The sequence below is a fragment of the Commensalibacter sp. M0355 genome, from assembly GCF_016101365.1.
In the GTDB taxonomy this organism is placed as follows: domain Bacteria; phylum Pseudomonadota; class Alphaproteobacteria; order Acetobacterales; family Acetobacteraceae; genus Commensalibacter; species Commensalibacter melissae.
Genome location: NZ_JACFQQ010000001.1, coordinates 600437 through 622509, shown reverse-complemented (window position 1 = coordinate 622509; position 22073 = coordinate 600437). Strand labels below are relative to the sequence as shown.

At 40.0% G+C, this 22073-nt stretch carries 12 protein-coding genes; 10 read left to right on the top strand and 2 right to left on the bottom strand.

What is annotated here, in order from left to right; all coding sequences use genetic code 11:
• Positions 1-48 precede the first annotated feature (48 nt).
• Positions 49-3054, bottom strand: coding sequence for a bifunctional [glutamine synthetase] adenylyltransferase/[glutamine synthetase]-adenylyl-L-tyrosine phosphorylase (locus tag H3T44_RS02965; RefSeq protein ID WP_198195946.1), 3006 nt, complete (start codon positions 3052-3054; stop codon positions 49-51).
• A gap of 54 nt (positions 3055-3108) precedes the next feature.
• Between H3T44_RS02965 and H3T44_RS02960 the strand changes: the two genes are divergently transcribed.
• The 5 genes from H3T44_RS02960 (at position 3109) to H3T44_RS02940 (ending at position 13730) form a co-directional block, all read left to right on the top strand.
• Positions 3109-6423: an AsmA-like C-terminal region-containing protein gene (locus H3T44_RS02960; protein ID WP_198195944.1), complete on the top strand. Its 3315-nt coding sequence runs from the start codon at positions 3109-3111 to the stop codon at positions 6421-6423.
• A 37-nt stretch (positions 6424-6460) separates the two neighbouring features.
• Entirely contained in the window at positions 6461-7678 is a 1218-nt protein-coding gene (locus H3T44_RS02955) for a DNA recombination protein RmuC (protein ID WP_198195942.1), read from the top strand.
• Between the two features lie 123 nt (positions 7679-7801).
• Positions 7802-10951 carry an efflux RND transporter permease subunit gene (locus H3T44_RS02950; RefSeq protein ID WP_198195941.1) on the top strand — a complete coding sequence of 1050 codons (3150 nt, stop codon included), beginning with the start codon at positions 7802-7804 and terminating at the stop codon, positions 10949-10951.
• A gap of 3 nt (positions 10952-10954) precedes the next feature.
• The gene (locus H3T44_RS02945) at positions 10955-12199 is read left to right on the top strand and encodes an efflux RND transporter periplasmic adaptor subunit (protein WP_198195940.1); all 1245 of its coding nucleotides are present in this window, start codon (positions 10955-10957) and stop codon (positions 12197-12199) included.
• Complete coding sequence (locus H3T44_RS02940) at positions 12174-13730, top strand: efflux transporter outer membrane subunit (RefSeq protein WP_232347485.1); 1557 nt, start codon at positions 12174-12176, stop codon at positions 13728-13730. Before H3T44_RS02945 ends, H3T44_RS02940 begins: the two co-directional genes overlap by 26 nt.
• A gap of 17 nt (positions 13731-13747) precedes the next feature.
• On the opposite strand, the gene H3T44_RS02935 is transcribed toward H3T44_RS02940, so the two are convergent.
• Positions 13748-14938: a hypothetical protein gene (locus H3T44_RS02935; RefSeq protein WP_155565793.1), complete on the bottom strand. Its 1191-nt coding sequence runs from the start codon at positions 14936-14938 to the stop codon at positions 13748-13750.
• A gap of 255 nt (positions 14939-15193) precedes the next feature.
• Between H3T44_RS02935 and rplK the strand changes: the two genes are divergently transcribed.
• The 5 genes from rplK to rpoB all read left to right on the top strand — a co-directional run bounded on the left by rplK (position 15194) and on the right by rpoB (position 22013).
• On the top strand, positions 15194-15628 hold the full coding sequence (gene rplK / locus H3T44_RS02930; RefSeq protein ID WP_110438415.1) for a 50S ribosomal protein L11: 435 nt from the start codon (positions 15194-15196) through the stop codon (positions 15626-15628).
• 3 nt (positions 15629-15631) lie between these two features.
• Positions 15632-16327, top strand: coding sequence for a 50S ribosomal protein L1 (gene rplA, locus H3T44_RS02925; RefSeq protein WP_198195939.1), 696 nt, complete (start codon positions 15632-15634; stop codon positions 16325-16327).
• A gap of 272 nt (positions 16328-16599) precedes the next feature.
• Positions 16600-17124 (top strand): 50S ribosomal protein L10, encoded by a 525-nt coding sequence (rplJ, locus tag H3T44_RS02920; protein WP_110438413.1) that lies wholly within the window; start codon positions 16600-16602, stop codon positions 17122-17124.
• 85 nt (positions 17125-17209) lie between these two features.
• A complete protein-coding gene (rplL, locus tag H3T44_RS02915) occupies positions 17210-17584 on the top strand; it encodes a 50S ribosomal protein L7/L12 (protein WP_122123908.1) in 375 nt (124 codons plus the stop codon).
• Between the two features lie 256 nt (positions 17585-17840).
• Positions 17841-22013 (top strand): DNA-directed RNA polymerase subunit beta, encoded by a 4173-nt coding sequence (gene rpoB, locus H3T44_RS02910; protein WP_198195938.1) that lies wholly within the window; start codon positions 17841-17843, stop codon positions 22011-22013.
• Positions 22014-22073 lie beyond the last annotated feature (60 nt).

Sequence of the window (22073 nt, the reverse complement as noted above, 5' to 3'; positions counted from 1 at the left end):
TGGATATAATGAAAATTGAATATTTTTTTCATGTTAATAATATAGTGATTAGGTGACAGGGCCAAGAAGTTTTATAAAGAGATCACGAACCTGTTCACTGGTTTGATGTATTTTCTCCATAATCAGAGAAAAGGAATCTTTTGTGTGAAAAATCTTTCCCAGAAGTTTTTCGGTCATGATTTCAATAATGATTGGAGTTGCATCCATTTCCAAATGTTCGGGAGGATATTTACCGAAGAATAATCTTAAAAGACTTTGCAAATTTCGCCAGAAATAATCAGCTTGAATCAAATATCTTGCCTCTTCAATAGAAAGATAGCCATTTTGAGCCAATTTTCTGAACGCTATTCTTGTGCAAGGATGTCTTGCTTTATTATTATGCGAGATTAATTGCAGAGTTTGAGCAATAAATTCCACTTCTATAAGTCCACCTTTAAGATATTTGACATCCCATTGTGTGGTGGGGGGCATATCATTTTCCAGCCTTTTGCGCATGTGAACGGCGTCTTGTAAAATGATTTTATTGGTCACGCCAGAGGGGGAAAAATCCAAGGCCTTGTTAATGGCATTATTGATCCGGTCCTGCAAGATTTTAGGTCCACCTATAACCCTAGCCCGCGTTAAAGCCATCCGTTCCCATGTCCAGGCTTCTTTTTCATGATATCGCTGGAATGAGTTCAGGGATACGGCAACGGGCCCTTTGCTGCCAGATGGACGTAAACGCATGTCAATTTCATATAATGGACCTGTATAGCTTGTATTGGTCAAGGCAGTGATAAAACTTTGTGTTAATCGTATATAATAAGGATTGATGGCTAACGAACGGAATGCTTTATTGGCCAATCCTGTTTCTGCGACACTGGCAGTAATTCCAGGTGGATGGTCATAGACCAGCATCATATCAAGATCGGAACCCACCGTCATTTCCCATGATCCGGCTTTCCCCAAGATAATGATGCATATGCCTCCATCCGGAATAATCCCATATTTTTGTTCATGATCTTTGATTACTCTTGCCAGAAGTTCGTTTAAAATGATATCTGCCATTCGTGTACGCTGGATTTGACTTTTATTTAGAGAAAGGCGGTTTTCCATATAGGAAACGGAAAGCCTGAATTCCTCGCTTTGAATAATGTTATGAAGAATAGGCAGAATTTCTTCCAGAGACTGGGTGCTGTTTAGATGCTCATGGATCGTTTTTTGCAGCAGATTTGTTTTTGTTTTTAATATATCGACATGAATTAACGCATCAAGTGCTGCAGGATTATTGGTAATATAATCAGCCATGAATTGTGAGGAACCCAATATTGACGCCAATTTTTCGATTAAAATGGGATTGCGTTCGAAAAGGGACAAAAGCTGTATCCCCGCATGATGTCGTGCCAGCAAACTGTCAAAACGCTGTAGGATCAAAAGAGGGTTTTTCTGTTCTGCAAAAGCCTGTAAAATATTAGGTAAAATATTTTTTAGAATCATTCTGGCCCGTGCGGTTCTTAAAGTACGGGGGCCGCTATTGCTCCATGATTGTAAAATAGATGCGGCTTCATCGGGGAAACCTTTTTCATTCAGATAATTGATTAATTCATTTTTAGGTAAATCAAGAATAAAATTTTCTTCATTATCCGGAGACGTAAAAAATCCCTCGAATATATGTCGGACCTTTTGCATAAGCGGGAATAAATCTTCAACAAATTTGTCTGTTGATTCATATCCCATGAAAATGCAAAATGCATCAAATGCCTGTTGTGTATTGGGAAGGGAATGGGTCTGATGATCGGATTGCATTTGCAGGCGGTGTTCTATTTTACGAAGGAAATAGTAGGTTTTAATTAGGATCGTTGCGGATTCATCGGAAATTAACTCTTTTCTGGTCAATTGCTGTATGGCTTTGATTGTTTGGGGTGTACGCAGTTTTGGAAAACGTCCTCCCCAGATCAATTGCAAGGTTTGGGGTAAAAATTCGATTTCACGAATACCACCATAGCCTAACTTCACATTTTGACCGATTAACCAGTGCAGGGCATCTTGTCCAAATTTTTTTTCAGAGAGTATTGGCGGGTTGGGTTTGCCTGAATTTTTATGACAATCAATCCTGTTTTTCATGGCATAAATGTCCTCGACAACAGCAAAATCCAGATGCCTGCGCCATATAAAGGGTTGAACAGCCTCCAGGAAAGAATGTCCTCCTGCAAGATCTCCCGCGACAGGTCGTGCCTTACTCATGGCACTTCGTTCCCAGGTTTGTCCCAAGCTTTCATAATATGAAATGGCGGCGGGTAACGAAACGGCGAGTGGGGAAGAAGAGGGATCAGGCCGTAATCTCAGATCAACACGAAAAACATATCCATTTTCATCTCGATCCTCCATGAGGGATACGAGTTGTCGTGTGATCCGGATAAAAAGTGTGGCAAGATCGGGATGATTCGGATATTTGTCTGGATCATAAAGAATAATAAGGTCAATATCAGAAGAGTAATTAAGTTCCCTACCACCAAGTTTGCCCATTCCCAAAACAATAAATCCTGAGTTTTCCTGAGGATTTTCTGGGTGGGAAAGTGTAATTTTTTTATTTTGATGTGCTTGTAATAAAAGATAATTGATTGCAAAATGAAGGGTGATTTCTGCAAGATAACTGAGCGTATGGGTTATTTTTTTTAAAGTCCATACATTTCCAATATCTGCAATTGCACAGGCAATGGCAATTTTTTGTTTGGTAATCCGTAATATTTTGGCGATACTGGATCTGGATTCTTGTATTGATGAATTTTGTAGGCAAGTAAAGGCTTTATTGCAGGCCTTATCAGGTCCATTTAATATAAGGTATTCAAAGAAATGAATGTTTTTTATAATCAAATCAGCAAGAAAGGGGCTGTTCCCACCAATGGCATGGATAAGGCGGACAATACCGGGTTGCTGAATTAATACTGGATCCTTGTTATTTTTAACCCATGCTTCTTTAACTGCATTTGAAAAAAGGTCTGCTGAACGTTGATCCGCCGCTTTTGGCCAATTCTGATCAAACCAAGGGATAGAAGACAGGTTTTTGTGAGACATGATACATGATTTCTGTTGTTTGGTTTTTTTCAGTTTACAAATATTAAGATGAAAATGCCCATAAAGAAAGAGCAAGAATTTCATAAAGATTCAAAAATAAAACACAGACGAAACTGGTTGCGTAAATTTTTACTGGCAGGCTGTTCGGTAATTGTATTGCTGGTCGTGATGGTGTCAGCTTTTATATTATTCATATTAAGCGCACCTGCCAACCTTACCTTTATCGCCCGATATTGGCTTCCTTTAACGGTTATAGAAGGTATGGAGAAGGATAAACCTGCTGGAAGACTGACGTTTGACAAGTTGGTTATGAAATGGCCTGTTCTAAAGAAAGGCTTTAATACACCAGTCACTTTCGAACTGGAGGGATTAAAGTTACTGGATGTCTATAACCAGGTAAGGGATCATTTGGACTTTGCAAAATTAACGCTGGATACATCATCATTACGACATAAAAAAATTGTTCCTTTGTATATCAAGTTGTCAGGTGCACAATTACATTTAAGAAGATATAAAGACAATCATGTTAATCTGGATTTGTCAGGATTGGGTTTGTCGAGACAATCCAGGCTGGATATCGACTTTCATCGTTTGTATCATGTCAAAATTGAGAAAACCGTTTTATCTTTTAAAGATGACATTGATCATAATTTGATTCAATCAAGACAGATTGATGTTGATGTGCATCCTTTTTATGCTGACAAAACATTGACCATTATTGGAAAAGTCTATTTCAATTTTGATATTAATGGTCATAAGGTTCAAATTAAAGGTCAAAGCTCTGTTCAGTCCATAACTTCATCAGATATTGTTAATTTGCAAAAAACGGGAAAGCTCCAATGGCATATGGAGATCGATCAGGTCAATCCCGCCAATATTGCAGAAATGATACCGGAATTGCGTTATTTGCAATCTGTTAATATGCCTATTTCAGCTGAGGCGAATATAGGTTTTTCTATCCAGAATAAAGCTTTCATGCAACCTTATATGGCAGATATTAAAATAAATTCTGCTCAGGGGAATGTAAGGGTTGGAAATATGGAATATTTCCCATCTTTTTTCAATGCTCGTATAAGCGCTTTTTTTGGTGAAGATGCCAAATATCCTGCAAAGATTGATTTTTCCGACATTTGTCTGCAATTGAGATCTCCGTCAAATTTGGAAAATGCGAAAAGCGGGCCTTTTTTTCATTTCAAGGGTTGGTTGAAATTATCCTCACTGTTAAATCCAAAAGTGGTTGATGCAGATTTTTCCGCGGGTAGTCCGTTGCTAGACTTTTCAACATTAAAAGAATATTGGCCTCGTCACATAGCCAAAGGAGCCAATGAATGGGTTACGGGCAATATTACAAGAGGGCAAGCGCGAGATTTTTCAATTCATGCAAGGCTTATGGGGCATGAGGGATGGCATCATTTGAGACTGGTTCACTTGGAGGGTGGAATTGCTCAGGCAACAGATTTGGAGGTTCACTGGTTAAGGCCCATCCCACCTTTACAGAAAATGAATGCACAAATGTTATTTGTAGATCCTGATCGGATATTGATTAAATATCGAGGAGGTTATCAAATTGTCAGGTCAGGAAATGGAACCACCTCGAAATTACGCAAGTTGAATATACCTTCTGGAAATATGTGGATTACAGGATTAAGCAATCATCGGGATTTGGGTATTATAACGCTTTTGATAAAAGGTAAGTTGCAAGATTTATTAACTTTATTATCTGAACAACGATTGCATTTGCTATCTCGTCATCCTGTCCCTTTTAAAAATCCTTCCGGGGATTTGTCTACGCATTTACATTTGGAAATCCCCCTCAAGAAAAAGGTGAAAATCGAACAGATTGATATTCAGGGACATAATGAGATTAAAAATGTCTATCTAAAAGATATAGCGTTAGGACAGGATTTGAGACAGGGGAATTTAGTGGTGGACGTGAATGCCCGTCAACTTGATTTACATGGGTATGGTCTTTTATCTTATTTTCCTGTGCGTATTGAGTATAGACAAAATTTTACGCATCAACATCTTGGGTCGCTTGTTGAAAAAGCAAAAGTTGGCTTGACCATTACGTCAGAGACCTTGAAACAAACAGGTTTTGATATGGCTAAGGATATAGGGGGCCAAGCCTTTCTAGATTTAAATTATTCAAAATTTTACGACAAAAAAGCGATAATCAATTTAAATTTGGATCTATCAAGAACTGAATTGAAACTCCCGATTTGGCACAAGCTAATTGCAAAACCCGCGAAGGCTTCGGGAACGATAATATTGAATGACAACAAACTGGTCGGTATTCAAGACTTGCATGCTCAGGGAAGTGACTTGTTGGTGCATGCCAATATGAATATCGAAAACAGAATTCCAACCCAATTAAATATTCAATATTTTAAAACTGGACGGTCAGAAGGAAAAGCGACCATTAATTTTCCAATGACGGATGAAGCGTTTCATAACCCTTTAAAAGGTGATGTACGTATTTCTGTCAAGGCAGATACATTGGATCTTTCCCCATTTATTCAGGATTATCTTGGAACATCCAGGAAAAAACATGCCGTTTCCAAGAAATCACAGAATTATAATATTCCTGTTGCAGCTACAGGAAAGTACAAAGGACTTAAGGGAAGACGTTGGATCTTTAACCTTCAGGCCAAGAAAATCTTTTATGATAAGAATAAGAATCTGGGCGAAGTAACAGCCTATATTGAATATAATGGATTACGGTTGATGCGTCTTTCTTATGGAATGCGCCAACCAACTTTGGTAACTGCGTCATTATTTCCCAAGGATTCAAATCGACAATTTTATCTGGATGCTCAGAATCTTGGCAATTTATTGAATATTGTTGGAATATCAAATAGAATTTCAGGAGGGCATTGTGTTCTGAGTGGTAATTTTGATGACAATGATCCTGAGGCCCCGTTTACCGGCAAGATACAAATCGAGCCTTTTGTTGTTGATCATGTTCCCACCGCCTTAAAACGGATCAGTAATCTTTCTGTTTATGGTTGGTTCAAAAGGCAAAAGGCGGATGCGTTGAATATTGATGCTCTCAAAGGAAATATCTTTTTGAATAAGGGGATTCTGAAAATAAAAAATGGTCGTGTTTTCAATGATGAACTTGGAGCGACTTTGAAGGGCGATATCAATCTTGATAAAGCGGTTTTGGATTTGCAGGGAACAATAGTGCCGATTTATGCGGTGAATAAACTATTCAGTCATGTCCCGGGGGTGGGAAAATTATTTGTTCCAGAAAAAGGGGGGGGGTTTATTGCCGTTCCCTTTGTCATTAACGGAAAATTCAAAGACCCTCATATGGAGGCATATCCTTCAATGTTGCTAACTCCAGGCTTTTTACGAAATCTATTTTAATAATTGTATAGACAATTGAAGTTGAGACGATAGATCAATGATAAGTAATTATACGGAATATTTTTTTATTTTCATTATTGTATTGATTGGCTTTGGTTTGGCTGCTGTTTTTTTATTGAAACAATCAATAAAAAAAAATGATCGGCAGGAGGATATTTTAAAAAGAATAACATTTTTAATCGAGAAGGAATCTTCCGCACGAATACAGGATCAAGACCGTCAGCAGCAGCATCTTGATAAAATTGAGAAGGAATTGTTCGACCGTTTACAGAATGGTCAAAACCAACTGGCTGAGCGATTGCATGTCATGAACGAAAGTTTGATGAAGGAACAATCCACGTTACGGTTGGATCAGGCAAGGGCGATGCAGCTTTTAACAGAGCAAAGTTCACAGAATTTAACAGAGTTGCGCCAATCTGTAACGGAAAGACTGAACAAGGCTGTTGAAACTCAAATGCAGTCATCTTTTCAGCGTGTGGTTGAACAGTTTTCCGAGATTCAAAAATTGATGGGTGAGGTTAACTCTGTAACAGCGCAGATGAGCGATTTAAAGCGATTGTTTACAAATGTTAAGACGCGTGGCGGCTGGGGTGAGGCGCAGCTACAATCAATATTAGATGATATTTTACCAACTGGAACTTATGAACGGAATGTGCGTTTAAAGGATAACAGCATGGAAATTGTCGAATTCGCCGTTCATATGCCTGCACAAGGTTCCCATAAACCTTTAATGGCCATTGATTCTAAATTCCCAACGGAAGCTTATGAACGATTAATACAAGCTATTGAAGAAGGAAATAGTGGCGCGGAACAGGCTGCCCGTAAAGCTCTGGAAAGTTGTGTCAAGCAGGAGGCGAAAAAGATCGCTTCAAAATATATTGTACCGCCAAAAACGGTTGAATTCGCTGTTTTATATGTTCCAACTGATGGACTTTATACGGAAATCGCTCGAATTCCCGGTCTTATCGACGAAATCGGCAGAGTTTATCATATTTTAATTATGTCCCCCGCCTTAATGCCGCCTTTATTACGGACTATTCATCTCGGTTATGTTTCATTGGCATTGAGTGAGAAAACGGAATTTGTTTCAAGTTTATTGGGCAAGACCAGACAAGAAATGATAAAAATTGACATGATTTTTGAAAAATTGACCCGTTATATAGAAAATACGGCCACTTCCGTCACTGATGCCCGTCGTAAAACCCAAAAACTTATTCAATCGCTGGAAAAAATTGGGGAAAAGGAAACTGAATAACCAGAATGGATAAGATTATTTTAACGAGAGATGGGTATGTTTTAAAATAGTTTAACAGCATTTTATCAAGGAACGAGCAAATCATATGGTTAATTGAAGAAAGACGGATGGGATCTTAATAAGGTGAATGCAATTGTAATTACGGCATTAAAGCGTCCATATACATTTGTTGTTCTGGCTATTTTAATTCTTGTTTTTGGGGTGTTGGCTATATTCCGGACACCAACGGATATATTTCCTGATATTAAAATTCCAGTGGTAGCTGTTGTCTGGAATTATACAGGTTTGATGCCAGAGGATATGTCGGGGCGGATTGTTTACTATTATGAACGGGCCTTGACATCCACGGTTGATAATATTGAGCATATTGAAAGCAATTCTTACTATGGGCGTGGAATTGTGAAGATTTTTTTTCAACCCGGTACTGATATTGCAGAGGCCCAGACACAAATTACCTCGGTTTCCCAAACCGTTTTAAAACAGATGCCCAAAGGTACGACGCCCCCCCTGGTCATTAAATACAGTGCTTCATCCATCCCTGTCATGATGTTAAAGGTCTCATCCAAAACTATTACCGGGTCCCAGCTTTATGATATGGCATCTAATCTGATACGACCGGCCTTGATTTCTGTTGCGGGGGCGGCATTACCCTCACCTTATGGAGGTGTTTCCAATTATGTTCAAGTTGATTTGAATCAGGCTCGCTTACTGGCTTACGGGTTAACGGCAACGGATGTAGGTAATGCCCTTGGCAAGCAAAATATTGTCTTGCCAGCTGGTGACCAGAAAGTCGGTTCCATTGATTTTATGGTTCAAACCAATGCCAGTCCCAGAGCTGTTGACGAATTTAACAATATTCCAATTAAAAAAGTCGGCAATGCAACGGTTTTTTTAAGGGATGTTGCCTGGGTACATCGAGGTGGACCGCCGCAAACCAATCTTGTCTTGGTGAAGGGGCACAAGGCAATTTTGATGGTCGTTATGAAAACAGGGGATATTTCCACCCTTCAGGTAGTGGCTGGTATCAAAAGGTTATTGCCACAAGTGCAAAAGACACTGCCACCAGGGGTTGATGTTAGCATTCTATCAGATGCCTCAGTTTTTGTTAAGGATTCCGTTCATGATGTTGTAAGGGAAATGGTCACGGCTGCATTTCTGACCAGTATTGTGGTAATTCTATTTCTGGGTTCATGGCGATCAACCCTGATTATAGCAACCTCCATCCCCTTGGCGATTTTATCCGCCCTGATTGGTCTAGAGGCAATGCATCAGACAATCAATGTCATGACATTGGGAGGTCTGGCCCTGGCTGTCGGGATTTTGGTGGATGATGCCACCGTCATGATTGAGAATATTGACACGCATCTTGAAATGGGTAAACCCTTGTATGATGCAATTGTGGATGCGGCCAATCAAATTGTGATTCCAACTTTTGTTTCAACGCTCTGTATTTGTGTCGTCTGGTTTCCGTTGTTCCAACTGACCGGGGTGGGAGGATGGTTATTCATGCCCATGGCTGAAGCGATCATTTTTGCAATGATAGCATCCTTTATTTTATCCAGAACTTTTGTTCCCACCATGGCTTATTATCTGTTGCGTGGACAAGTGGAAAATCATGGCGTCAATAAAAAAAAAGAAACTTTTTTCGCACGATTCCAGCATGATTTTGATCAGGGATTTGAGAAATTCAGAAGATACTATCGAATTTTTTTGCATAAAATTCTTTTTGTTAAGAAAAAATTTATCCTAATTTTTTTAAGTTTTTCTTTTTTGTCTGTAGGTTTATTATTTTTTGTCGGACAGGATTTCTTTCCAGAAATTAAATCTGGTGAACTAGATTTACACATGCGTGCTCCTCTGGGTTCAAGAATTGAGGAAACAGGTAAAATTTCTTATCTAGTCAATTCAGAAATCAGTGATTTGTTACCTGGGCAAGTTTATGAAATTGTCAATAATTGTGGTTTGCCCTTTAGCAGTATCAACCAGGCTTATGTTGCAACTCCGACAATAGGGTCACAGGATTGTGACATGACAATCTCATTAAGGAATTCTGAATCTCCTGTTGCAGCATATCGCCAGATTCTCAGACATGGATTAAGAAAAAAATTTCCAGGAACAGACTTTGCCTTCACGCCGGGTGATATCACCGCCAAAATTTTAAATTTTGGTTTACCTGCCCCGATCAATGTGCAGATCGTGGGGCGAAACTTGGCAGGTAACTATGAGTATGCAAAACATATTGCCGCAAAATTAAAGCGTATTCCTGGTATTGCGGATGTAAGGGTTCAACAAACGGTTTCTACACCAACCCTGATGATTAATACCCGTCGTGATTTTGCTCTTAGTACAGGATTAACTGAGGCGGATATTGCAAATAATGCTCTTGCAACCTTATCGGGAAGCGGACAGGTCGCACCCACTTATTGGCTGGATATCAAGACAGGGGTGTCTCATTTGGTGAATATTCAAACCCCACAATCTGATTTACAGAATATGAATGATCTGGAAACCATTCCTGTCAATGGTTCCGAAAGAGGGGAAAAGAAAATCAAGTCGCAGATTTTGGGATCCTTGAGCCGTATTGATCATACAGGATCAGGTGGTGAAATATCCCATTACAATATCATGCCCGTATTTGAGATTTATGCCAGTAATGAAGGGCGAGATCTGGGGGCTGTCAGCAGGGATATCAAAAAAGTTATCAAAAGGGAAAAGGCGACAATACCCCGTGGCTCTACAATAGCCATTCGGGGGCAGGCTACAACAATGTATAATGCTTATATGCAATTACTGGGGGGATTGGCATTATCTATATTGTTTGTCTATCTGATTATCGTTGTCAATTTTCAATCCTGGCTAGATCCATTTATTATCATCACTGCATTGCCGGGTGCCCTGGCAGGGATTTCTTGGAGTTTGTTTATCAGTCATAACGCATTGTCTGTTCCCGCGTTGACAGGGGCAATTATGTGCATGGGAACGGCCACTGCTAATTCCATTCTTGTTGTTTCTTTCGCTCGGGAACGGCTTGCTGAGCATGGAGATGCGGTAAAAGCCGCAGTTGAGGCCGGATATGGTCGTATCAGGCCTGTTTTAATGACGGCTTCGGCAATGATAATTGGCATGATACCGATGTCATTCAGTAACACACAAAATGCCCCTTTAGGCAAAGCCGTTATGGGGGGGCTAACTCTGGCTACATTTGCAACCTTGTTGTTTGTTCCATGTGTGTTTGCATTGGTTTATAACCGTCATGGCCGGATAAAGGAATAGTGGATGTCCAACTTTTCAAAAAAAACCAAGGCTATTTTTTTAATGATTGGAATTTGCGCTTGTATTTACGCAATTTTTGGAATTGTTGAGCGACAGCACGATGTTGTCAAACTGACAGAACAGGCCAGGAAAGATTCATTTCCCATTGTTCAATGTATCCAGCCACAAAAAGGTCCAGCGATAAGAAGTCTCACTTTGCCTGGAGATGTATCGGCGTGGTATCAGGCGCCAATCTATGCACAGGTATCAGGATATGTCCAACATTGGTACAAGGATTATGGCGCGACTGTAAAAGCGGGTGAATTACTGGCAACAATTGACACTCCTGGTCTGGACGCGCAGTATGAGGCTGCAAAAGCAAATTTGAAAGTTGCCCAGACACGCTATCAATTGGCGGCAGTTACGGCAAAACGTTGGCGGGCCTTGTCAGGAACCAGAGCGGTATCCCAGCAGGAAGTTGATGTTCAGGTCGCCAATGCTAAAGTTCAAAAGGCTGAAGTGGATGCAGCGGGCCATGAAGTGGCCCGGTATGAGGCTTTACAGGCATTCAAAAAAATCAGGTCCCCCTTTAGTGGCGTTGTTACGTCGCGATTAACGGATGTAGGGGATTTTGTGAATAATAATGGAGATTTAAGCCGTCAAGGTAAGGCAACCGAGTTGTTTACGGTTTCTGATATTCATAAACTCCGTATTTTTGTAGATGTGCCGCAGGATTATGCATCAATCCTGAAAAAAGGGTTAAAGGCTGAATTGACAACAATTCAATATCCAGGAAAAACCTTTCAGGCGGATTTTTTGACATCTGCAAGGGCGTTTAATATGGCCAGCCGTACAGTGACAACTGAATTGACCGTTGAAAACGCCTCCCATATATTATGGCCCGGAACTTTTGTACAGGTTCATTTTATAACCCCAGCAGATCCAGATATTTTGATCATTCCAGAACAGGCTTTAATTTTTCGTAGTGAGGGTATGCAAGTTGCCGTTGTCGGGAATGATCATCGGGTTCGGATGCAGAAGGTAAAACTAGGAAATAATCTTGGTAAATCAATTCAGGTATTGGCAGGGATAAAAAAAACGGATTGGATTGTGAATAATCCATCAGCTGGGTTATTAAATGGGCAACAGGTTAAAATTGTAGATAGCACACCAGGATATAACGATAATTTTCAAAATAGCGAATCTGTAACAAAAAAATATGATAATGATTCGTTCAAGAAAAATGCGGCTGAATCCAATGTGGAATAAGAAGGCAGATAAAGCCAATATACCATATGGTTATTTGTTAATGGCATGTCTTGTTTTTCTGAATGGATGTGATTTAGCCCCGCATTACAAACCTGTTCATTATGTTCTGCCTGAAAATTGGCATGGAACAGCCCCTTTTCATATTGCACAACCTGAGGATCAGATTCCTAAAGGTGCATGGTGGGAGATATTCCATGATCCTGTGTTAAATCAACTGGAAAGCGATCTGGAAAAAAATAATCCTGATTTGCAAGCGGCTGCAGAAACCTATATGCAAAGTCGCGCTGTTCTTGGAGAGGTTAGATCGAATTTGTACCCACAATTAAATCTTGAAGCTGGTGGTGGAAGATATAAACAATCCCATCACCGGTTATTCCGAAGTAAAACCAGTCATGCTCCAATTGAAGAAACAAATATTCAATATCAGGCTTCTGTTTTATGGGAAGCAGACTTATGGGGTAAAATTAGAAATGAAATAAGGATGCAAAGAAACCTGGTTCAAGCGAAAGCTGCTGATTATGAATCTGCAAAACTATCTCTGGAAGGGGATCTGGCAGGCAGTTATATGCTTTTACGTGGGTATGATGCTCAGAATGAGGTTTTAAGTCAATCCATACAATATTATGAAGCTGCGGTTGATATCACGCGTATGCGTCAGGCAGGTGCCATTTCGGCTGGGATAGACGTTTCACGTGCCGAAAATCAATTGGCAATTACAAAGGCACAACAAACAGAGATACAGGCCAGACGGGATTTGACCGAACATGCGATCGCTGTTTTGGTTAATCAATTTCCCGAAGATTTTCATATAAAATCGGTAAAAACAAATCTAAATGATTATATACCGAATATACCGGTGGAATTTCCCTCAACTCTATTACAACGTCGACCTGATATAGCCAGTGCTGAGCGACAGATGGCCGCTGCCAATCGCCATATAGGCATATCAAAAGCTGCATTTTATCCTGATATCACGATTAACGCGGCAAGTGGTTTTCAGGACAAGGGATTTGGCTTGGCAAATATGGCCAACAGCATGTGGTCTGCGGCAATTCAGGGGGCTTTACCCTTGTTTCAGGGGGGATTACGTCGGGCAAGTTTACAAAAGGGCTGGTCAGTCTACCGACAAACACGGGATCAATATCGCTCCACTATTTTGAATGCGTTTCGCGAGGTTGAGGATAATCTTACCTTAACGCAAAAGATGCGGCTGGAATTAGAACAAAATAAGGAGGCCTCTGAAGCGGCCTTACGGACACAGGGAATGGCAATGTCATTATATACAGGAGGATTAACCACTTATCTAGACGTTGTTACAGCCCAGAACGCCGCATTAGCCGCCCAATTGGCTGAAGTCCGAAGCAAGACAAAATTGATGCAGGCATCTGTAAAACTAATTATTGCATTGGGAGGAGGATGGGGTAGACAGAATTTGCCTATTAAAAATTTAGAATCTTTTAAAGTTTTGCAGTATAATCATCTAGGATTTGATAAAAACCTACCTACAAAAAATAAAAAGATTCAATATTAATTTCATCAGATAAGAAATTAATGTCTTTCTTCTAAATAATGTAATTGATGTTCATTGCCATTGAATTTTCCTATTAATTTTATCTTATTATCAGGAGTTATTTCTTTATGATCAAATATAGTGGATATTTTCTGGTCTTTGGAAATTAAATTTAAATTTCCATTAATGATTTTCCAATAATATTCGTTTTCATGATAATAATTATGAACACGGCCTTTCATGTCAAATTGCATATTATTACACCAACAAACATTGTCTGTTTGACTGCCATAAGCCCACTCACGAACAATAATATTACTTTCATCAGGTGAAAAATTTCTAATAGATAAAAGCTTTTGAACCGTGGAAAAAGATAGAAATTGTGAGAATAAAGTATTACGATGATTTGATTGATGGAGAAGCTCATTATGAATGGGATTCGCTACGTTTTCGAAGATTTCTTCGAATATATAGTAATTGAAGTTAATATGTTTTTTTAATTGAGAAGCAATTAAAAACTCAGGATCACTTTGATTGGTTAATCCAAAAAGTATAGTAGGTAAGGAGTGGTTGAATTTTCCCCCATATAGGTCGCGTGCTTTAGAATCATCCGCCAAAAAATCAATGTGCAATTTTTCTGCTGTTTGATATAAACTTCCTGTTCCAAGGGCTCTGGTATGTATTATAGGCCATTGATCGTAGATAAAAGCAATCTCTTGCATTTCCCATAATAGATGCTGCCAATATCTTTCAATACCCCATAGTGGGAATTCTTTTAGTTGAGCTAAAGTGTTTTTCAAAAATTTTCTGCTCATTATGGGAGCCATGCATTCAATAAAATCTGTTCCTCGTAAGAGTAATGTTTGTTGTTGCAGTGTAATAGGGTGAGTAAAAAAACTTTCTAACGTTAAAGATGGGGCAGATAAGACAGGTTGATATTTATTAATAAAATTAACGATTTTTCTTGCTGATTGATAGGAAATATATAAATCGTCTTCAAATAGCCAAAAGAAATCATATTGATTAATAATATCTGGGTTATTAATGATGAAGTCATGAACCCCACTTAATTTTGTTCCTTCAACTTTATATGTGTAAGTAGGGTTGTCTTGTGAAAAATCAGCATTATCATAATATACAAAAGCGATGTCCATTATTTTTTGTATAAGGTGTATCCATGATTTGTGAATGGATTTTGTACCGCAACGTAAAATCATGAGATGTTTCATTAATTGATTACCTTTAGATTATATTAATTATTGATTAATTGTAATTTTTAAAAGAATAATTTTTTTTTTCAATCTTTAAGAATAATATTTTATTGGATTTTAAATAAAATCTTGACAAATTTTGTAAACTATAAGAAAAATATCAACTCTTATCGGAACGCGGGAGATTACTTTAGCAACAAGGAAAAAAGAATTTTTCTTTAGGTTTTCGTGTGAACCGCGGTCTGGGTAGATTAATGTTAAGGAGACCCGGATATGGCCAAAAAGATTGTTGGCTACATTAAATTGCAAATTCCAGCTGGAAAGGCGAATCCATCCCCACCTGTTGGGCCTGCCCTAGGTCAGCGCGGCTTAAATATTATGCAATTTTGTAAAGAGTTTAATGCTGCAACACAAAGCCTGGAACCAGGAATGCCTATTCCTGTCGTGATCACAGCTTATGCAGATCGTACATTTAGCTTCATCACTAAAACACCCCCTAATACTTATTTTTTGTTGAAAGCTGCAAAAATTTCCAAAGGTGCCTCCGTTATTGGTAAGGGTGCAACTGTTGGTACAGTAAAAATCAGCCAATTGCGTGAAATCGCTGAGCAAAAGATGAAAGATATGAATGCGAATGACGTTGATGGTGCCGTTCGTATGTTGATAGGATCTGCACGTTCCATGGGCTTGAAGGTTGAGGAGGCTTAAGAGATGGCAAAGAATAAACGTATTGCTGCAGCTTATGCTTCAATTGAAAGAAATAAGCTTTACGCATTGAAAGATGCTGTTGCATTGATTCGTGATAATGCGAAGGCTAAATTTGACGAAACAGTTGAAATTGCCATTAATCTAGGTGTTGATCCTCGTTATGCGGATCAGATGGTTCGAGGCTTAATGTCACTGCCACATGGAACAGGAAAAACTTTGCGTGTTGCTGTTTTTGCACGGGGTGAAAGAGCCGAAGAGGCTAAAGCGGCTGGCGCAGATATTGTTGGTGATGAAGATCTTGCGGAAAAAGTGCAGGCGGGTCAGGTTGATTTTGACCGTTGTATCGCAACCCCTGACATGATGGCGCTGGTTGGGCGTCTTGGCAAAATTCTTGGTCCACGTGGTTTGATGCCTAATCCCAAATTGGGAACGGTTACAATGGATGTTAAGTCTGCTGTAACAGCTGCAAAATCAGGTCAGGTTGAATACCGTGCCGAAAAGGGCGGTGTCATTCATGCTGGTGTGGGTAAGGCATCATTTAGTGCTGAAAATCTTCTTGAAAATATTCGAACTTTTGTTGATACTGTGCAAAAAGCACGCCCAACAGGGGTTAAAGGTACCTATATGAAAAAGATTTATCTTTCTTCAACAATGGGTCCTGGCATTGAAGTGGATATTGCTAGCGTTAACGCTGGTTAATAAAAAAGTTTTATTATCCCTTTTTGATAAGGGGATAGTATTGTCGAGACATTTTAAAATGTCTCAAACCTGTCCAAGACCGTACGTAATTTAAAATTTTAAAGGTTTAGAACCGCGCATGGAAGACGGGGCTGGTATTATAGATTGAAAAATTATTTATATGCTAGTGATTCCGTTAAGGACAGGCGAACCGGATCAATAAAATTCATTTTATTGATCTAAATGGTAACCTGAACAGTTATAAATTTAACTGATCAAAATGGAGACGGGATTTGGACCGCACGGAAAAACAAGCTTTTGTTGCTTCCATGGCATCTGTTTTCGCAAACACTTCAATGGTCGTTGTTACGCGCAATGCGGGATTAACGGTTGCTGATGTTACGGATTTGCGTCGTCGTATGCGTGCTGCTGGGGCAACTTATAAAGTTGGGAAAAACCGCTTGGTCACCCTCGCCGCAAAAGGTACCCCATTCGAAGGCATTACGCCAATGCTAACTGGGCCTACAGCTCTTGCTTGGGCAGAGGATCCAGTTGCTGTTGCGAAAGTAGCCGTCGAGTTCGCCAAAACCAATGAAAAACTTGTTGTGCTTGGTGGAGCGTTAAGTGGCCAATTACTTGATTTGAATCAGGTCAAGGCCCTTGCAGAGCTTCCATCCTTGGATGCGCTTCGTGCACAACTGGTTGGGCTTATTTCTACACCTGCCACACGTATTGCTGGTGTATTACAAGCTCCTGCTGGTCAATTGGCACGGGTTTTTGGTGCTTATGCGGACAAAGGTGATGTGCAAGCAGCTTAATAAAATTTAAGTCTTTAAAAAGTTACTGAATAATTAGTGGACTTATCTCAAATCACTTATTAGTATATGAATAGGAAGAATGTAAATGGCTGATCTAGCTAAACTTGTTGATGAATTATCTGCTTTAACCGTATTAGAAGCTGCTGAGCTTTCTAAAATGTTGGAAGAAAAATGGGGTGTTTCTGCTGCTGCTCCTGTTGCTGTTGCTGCTGCTCCAGCTGCTGGTGGTGCTGCTCCAGCTGAAGAAAAAACTGAATTCGATGTAATTCTTGCTAAATCTGGTGATAAGAAGATCAATGTTATTAAAGAAGTGCGCACCATCACAGGTCTGGGTTTGAAAGAAGCTAAGGATTTGGTTGAGGGGGCTCCTAAAACGCTTAAAGAAGGCGTAAGTAAGGATGAAGCTGAAAAAATTAAAAAGACCCTTGAAGAACAAGGCGCTTCAGTCGAAATTAAATAAGGCTATGAAGCAAACGGTAGAAAATTTTCTTTCTGCTGTTAGACTTTAAAATAAGGTAAGGCGGAGCTCGTGAGTAGGGGTTTCCGCCTGCTTGGTCGTTAAAAGGAAATATATTTAACGATTGTAAAATAGTATTCCCTTTATATATTAGGGATTAATGAGAGTGTGATCCCTTATTGGGATCATGAGTTTATAATTATCCAGATGGTTTGTGTGACAAATTTATCCGGAAGCAGGCGATAGGGCACAATACACGATGAACGCGGTAAGCAAATCGTTCACTGGGCGCAAGCGCATTCGTAAAAATTTTGGACGGATTCCTGAAATTGCTCCGATGCCAAATTTAATTGATGTGCAACGGGCAAGTTATGAGGCTTTTCTACAACGAGATGTAAAGCCGGAAAATCGTTCATTAACTGGTTTGGAAGAGGTTTTTCGATCTATTTTTCCAATCAGCGATTTTGCAGGTAATGGTCGTCTTGAATTTGTAAATTATGAATTTGAAGAACCTAAATATGATGTTGAGGAATGTCTTCAGCGGGGATTGACTTACGCGGCACCATTAAAAGTCGTTCTTCGTTTGATCGTTTGGGATATTGACGAAGATACGGGGTCTCGTTCTATTCGTGATATTAAGGAACAACCTGTCTATATGGGCGATATGCCTTTGATGACAGAAAATGGTACCTTTATTATTAACGGTACTGAACGTGTAATCGTATCTCAAATGCATCGCAGTCCAGGGGTGTTTTTTGACCATGATGGTGGGAAAACCCATTCATCAGGCAAATTTTTGTTTACGGCAAGAATAATTCCTTATCGTGGTTCCTGGCTAGATTTTGAATTTGATAGTAAAGATTTAATTTACGTCCGAATAGATCGAAAGAGAAAAATTCCTGTCACAACCTTTTTGTATGCTCTTGAGGGTGAAAATTCGATTGCTTTGCGAGAGGCGAAAATTAAAGAGGGTGGGGATGTGGATTCCATTCTTGTTCATGGAATGGATGATGATGAAATCCTTTCATATTTTTATAATACAGTAGTTTTCAAAAAAGTTGCTGATGGTTGGTCTCGCACCTTTGAGCAGGATGCTTTTCGCAATTTAAAATTACTGTCCCCTTTGGTTGATGCGGATACTGGTGAGATTGTAGCTGAAGAAAATGTCAAGTTGACTGCAAGGCTTATTCGCAAGATTGCTGAAAAAACGAAAAACGTGCTTGTTAAACGGGAAGATTTGCTTGGACGTTATTTTGCTCATGATCTGGTCAATGAAGAAACCGGTGAAATTTATGCCGAGGCTGGTGTAGAGATTACCGAAGCTATACTGGATACGCTGGAAGAGCTTGGTTTAAAAGAAATACCGACGCTGGCGATTGACAATAATGTCGGTCCCTGGATTAGAAATACATTGATTGTTGATAAAAATACGTCCAGAGATGATGCGCTGGTTGATATTTATCGTGTCATGCGTCCTGGTGAACCTCCAACGGCTGAAACAGCAGAGGCGTTGTTCCACGGGTTATTCTTTGATGCTGATCGTTATGATCTTTCTGCTGTTGGACGTGTAAAAATGAATATGCGTCTTGGTGTGGAAGGGGATGACACTATTCGTACACTTCGTAAAATTGATATTTTGCGGACGATCAAAATCATGTGCGAATTAAAAGATGGACAAGGAAGTGTCGATGATATCGATAATCTTGGAAATCGTCGTGTACGTTCTGTGGGTGAATTGATGGAAAATCAATATCGTCTTGGTTTGTTAAGAATGGAACGTGCCATTCGTGAAAGAATGAGCTCTGTTGATATTGATACAGTCATGCCGCATGACCTTATTAATGCAAAACCGGCTGTTGCCGCCGTTCGTGAATTTTTTGGTTCATCACAGTTATCGCAATTTATGGATCAAACAAACCCATTGTCAGAAGTTACACATAAACGTCGTTTATCCGCTTTGGGACCGGGCGGGCTGACCCGTGAACGTGCCGGATTTGAAGTTCGTGACGTTCATCCGACACATTATGGACGTATTTGTCCGATTGAAACGCCCGAAGGTCCAAATATTGGTTTGATCAATTCTTTGGCAACGTATGCAAAAGTAAACAAATACGGGTTTATTGAGACACCTTATCGTTTGGTCAAGGATGGTCAGTTGCAAGATGGGTGGAAATATCTTTCCGCCATGGAAGAGGAAAAGCTTATCGTCGCACAGGCAGATGCCAAACAGGACAGTCATGGACATTTGACAGGAGATCTTGTTTCTGTAAGACAAAATGGCGATTTCCAACTGGTAAAACCAGAAGAGGTTACTGCTTGTGATGTTTCACCAAAGCAATTGGTTTCTGTTGCCGCCGCCCTGATTCCGTTCCTTGAAAACGATGATGCAAACCGTGCCTTGATGGGATCAAACATGCAGCGTCAAGCCGTTCCATTAATTCGGTCAGATGCGCCATTAGTTGGAACAGGAATGGAAGCTGCAGTTGCAAGAGATTCTGGAGCAACGATTGTGGCTCGTCGTGGTGGTATTATCGATCAGATTGATGGAGCTCGTATTGTTGTCCGTGCAACAGATGAAAATGGTGCAACGCAAGGTGTTGATATTTACCGTTTACGGAAATACACGCGTTCTAACCAGTCAACTTGTATCAATCAGCGTCCATTGGTTTATGTTGGTGATCATATTAAGGCTGGCGATATTATCGCTGATGGCCCTTCAACAGAGCTTGGTGAATTGGCGCTTGGTCGTAACGTTCTTGTTGCCTTCATGCCATGGAACGGTTACAATTTCGAAGATTCAATACTGATTTCAGAACGTATTGCGCGGGATGATGTGTTTACTTCTATTCATATTGAAGAATTTGAGGTGATGGCACGTGACACAAAATTGGGTCAAGAAGAAATAACTCGGGATATCCCCAATGTCGGGGAGGAAGCGCTGCGTAATCTGGATGAAGCTGGTATTGTGTATATTGGTGCTGAAGTAAATCCCGGTGATATCTTGGTGGGTAAAATCACCCCCAAGGGCGAAAGCCCGATGACACCTGAAGAAAAGCTTTTACGTTCTATTTTTGGTGAAAAGGCTTCTGATGTTCGTGATACATCATTGAAATTACCGCCTGGAACAAGTGGGACCGTTGTTGACGTTCGTGTTTTCTCTCGTCGTGGTATTGATAAAGATGAACGTGCAATGGCTATTGAACGTGCTGAAATTGAACGGTTAAGCAAGGATCGTGATGATGAGTTAGCCATTCAAGAACGTGCGTTCTATAACAGGTTGAAAGAGAATCTTCTCAATCAGAAAGCTGGGGCAGGATTCAAAGGAATTAGATCAGGAACGGATTTAACGGAAGAAGTGTTGGCCGAACATCCCCGTGGAACATGGCGTCATATCATTGTTGCCGATGATGATGTAATGGCTAATATTGAACAGATTAAACGTGACTTTGATCGTGAGGTTTCCAATATTCAGGCGCGTTTCAACAACAAGGTTGATAAGATCCAGCGTGGTGACGAGCTTCCTCCTGGTGTTATGAAAATGGTTAAGGTTTTCATTGCCGTTAAAAGAAAATTACAGCCTGGGGATAAAATGGCCGGTCGTCATGGAAATAAGGGTGTTGTTTCCCGTGTTGTGCCAGTTGAGGACATGCCATTTCTTGAGGATGGAACCTCTGTTGATATCGTGTTGAATCCGTTGGGTGTGCCTTCCCGTATGAATGTCGGTCAGATCCTTGAAACCCATTTGGGATGGGCCTGTTCAAATCTGGGTAGACAAGTCAGCCAAGTTGTTGATCAGTATATGAAGACTGGTGAAAAGAAACAGGAACTTTTGGATCGCCTTAGATTGATTTATGGCGAAAAAACGTTTAATGAAAAAATAGCCAATCTTTCAGAGGTTGAACTGCTTAATTTCTGTAATGATCTTCGTAAGGGTGTCTCGATTATGACTCCAGTGTTTGATGGAGCAAGCATTCCTGATATCGAAAACATGTTGAAAGAGGCGGGGCTTAATCCTTCGGCGCAAAGTACATTGATTGATGGACGTACGGGAGATCCTTTTGAGCGCCAAGTGACGGTTGGTTATATTTACATGCTTAAGTTGCATCACCTGGTTGATGATAAAATCCATGCGCGTTCTATTGGTCCTTACTCATTGGTGACGCAACAACCATTGGGTGGTAAAGCCCAATTTGGTGGCCAGCGTTTCGGGGAAATGGAGGTATGGGCCTTGGAGGCTTATGGGGCTGCCTATACCTTGCAGGAAATGCTTACGGTTAAATCAGATGACGTTTCAGGCCGTACTAAGGTTTATGAAGCGATCGTTAAAGATCAGGACGATTTTGAGGCTGGTATACCTGAAAGCTTTAATGTGCTAGTGAAGGAATTAAAATCCCTTGGCTTAAATGTTGAACTTGAACAAAGTGCTGAATAAAGTAGATTGTTAGGTTTTTTAAATATTATCAATGAGGTATTCAGTTTATGAATACCTCAA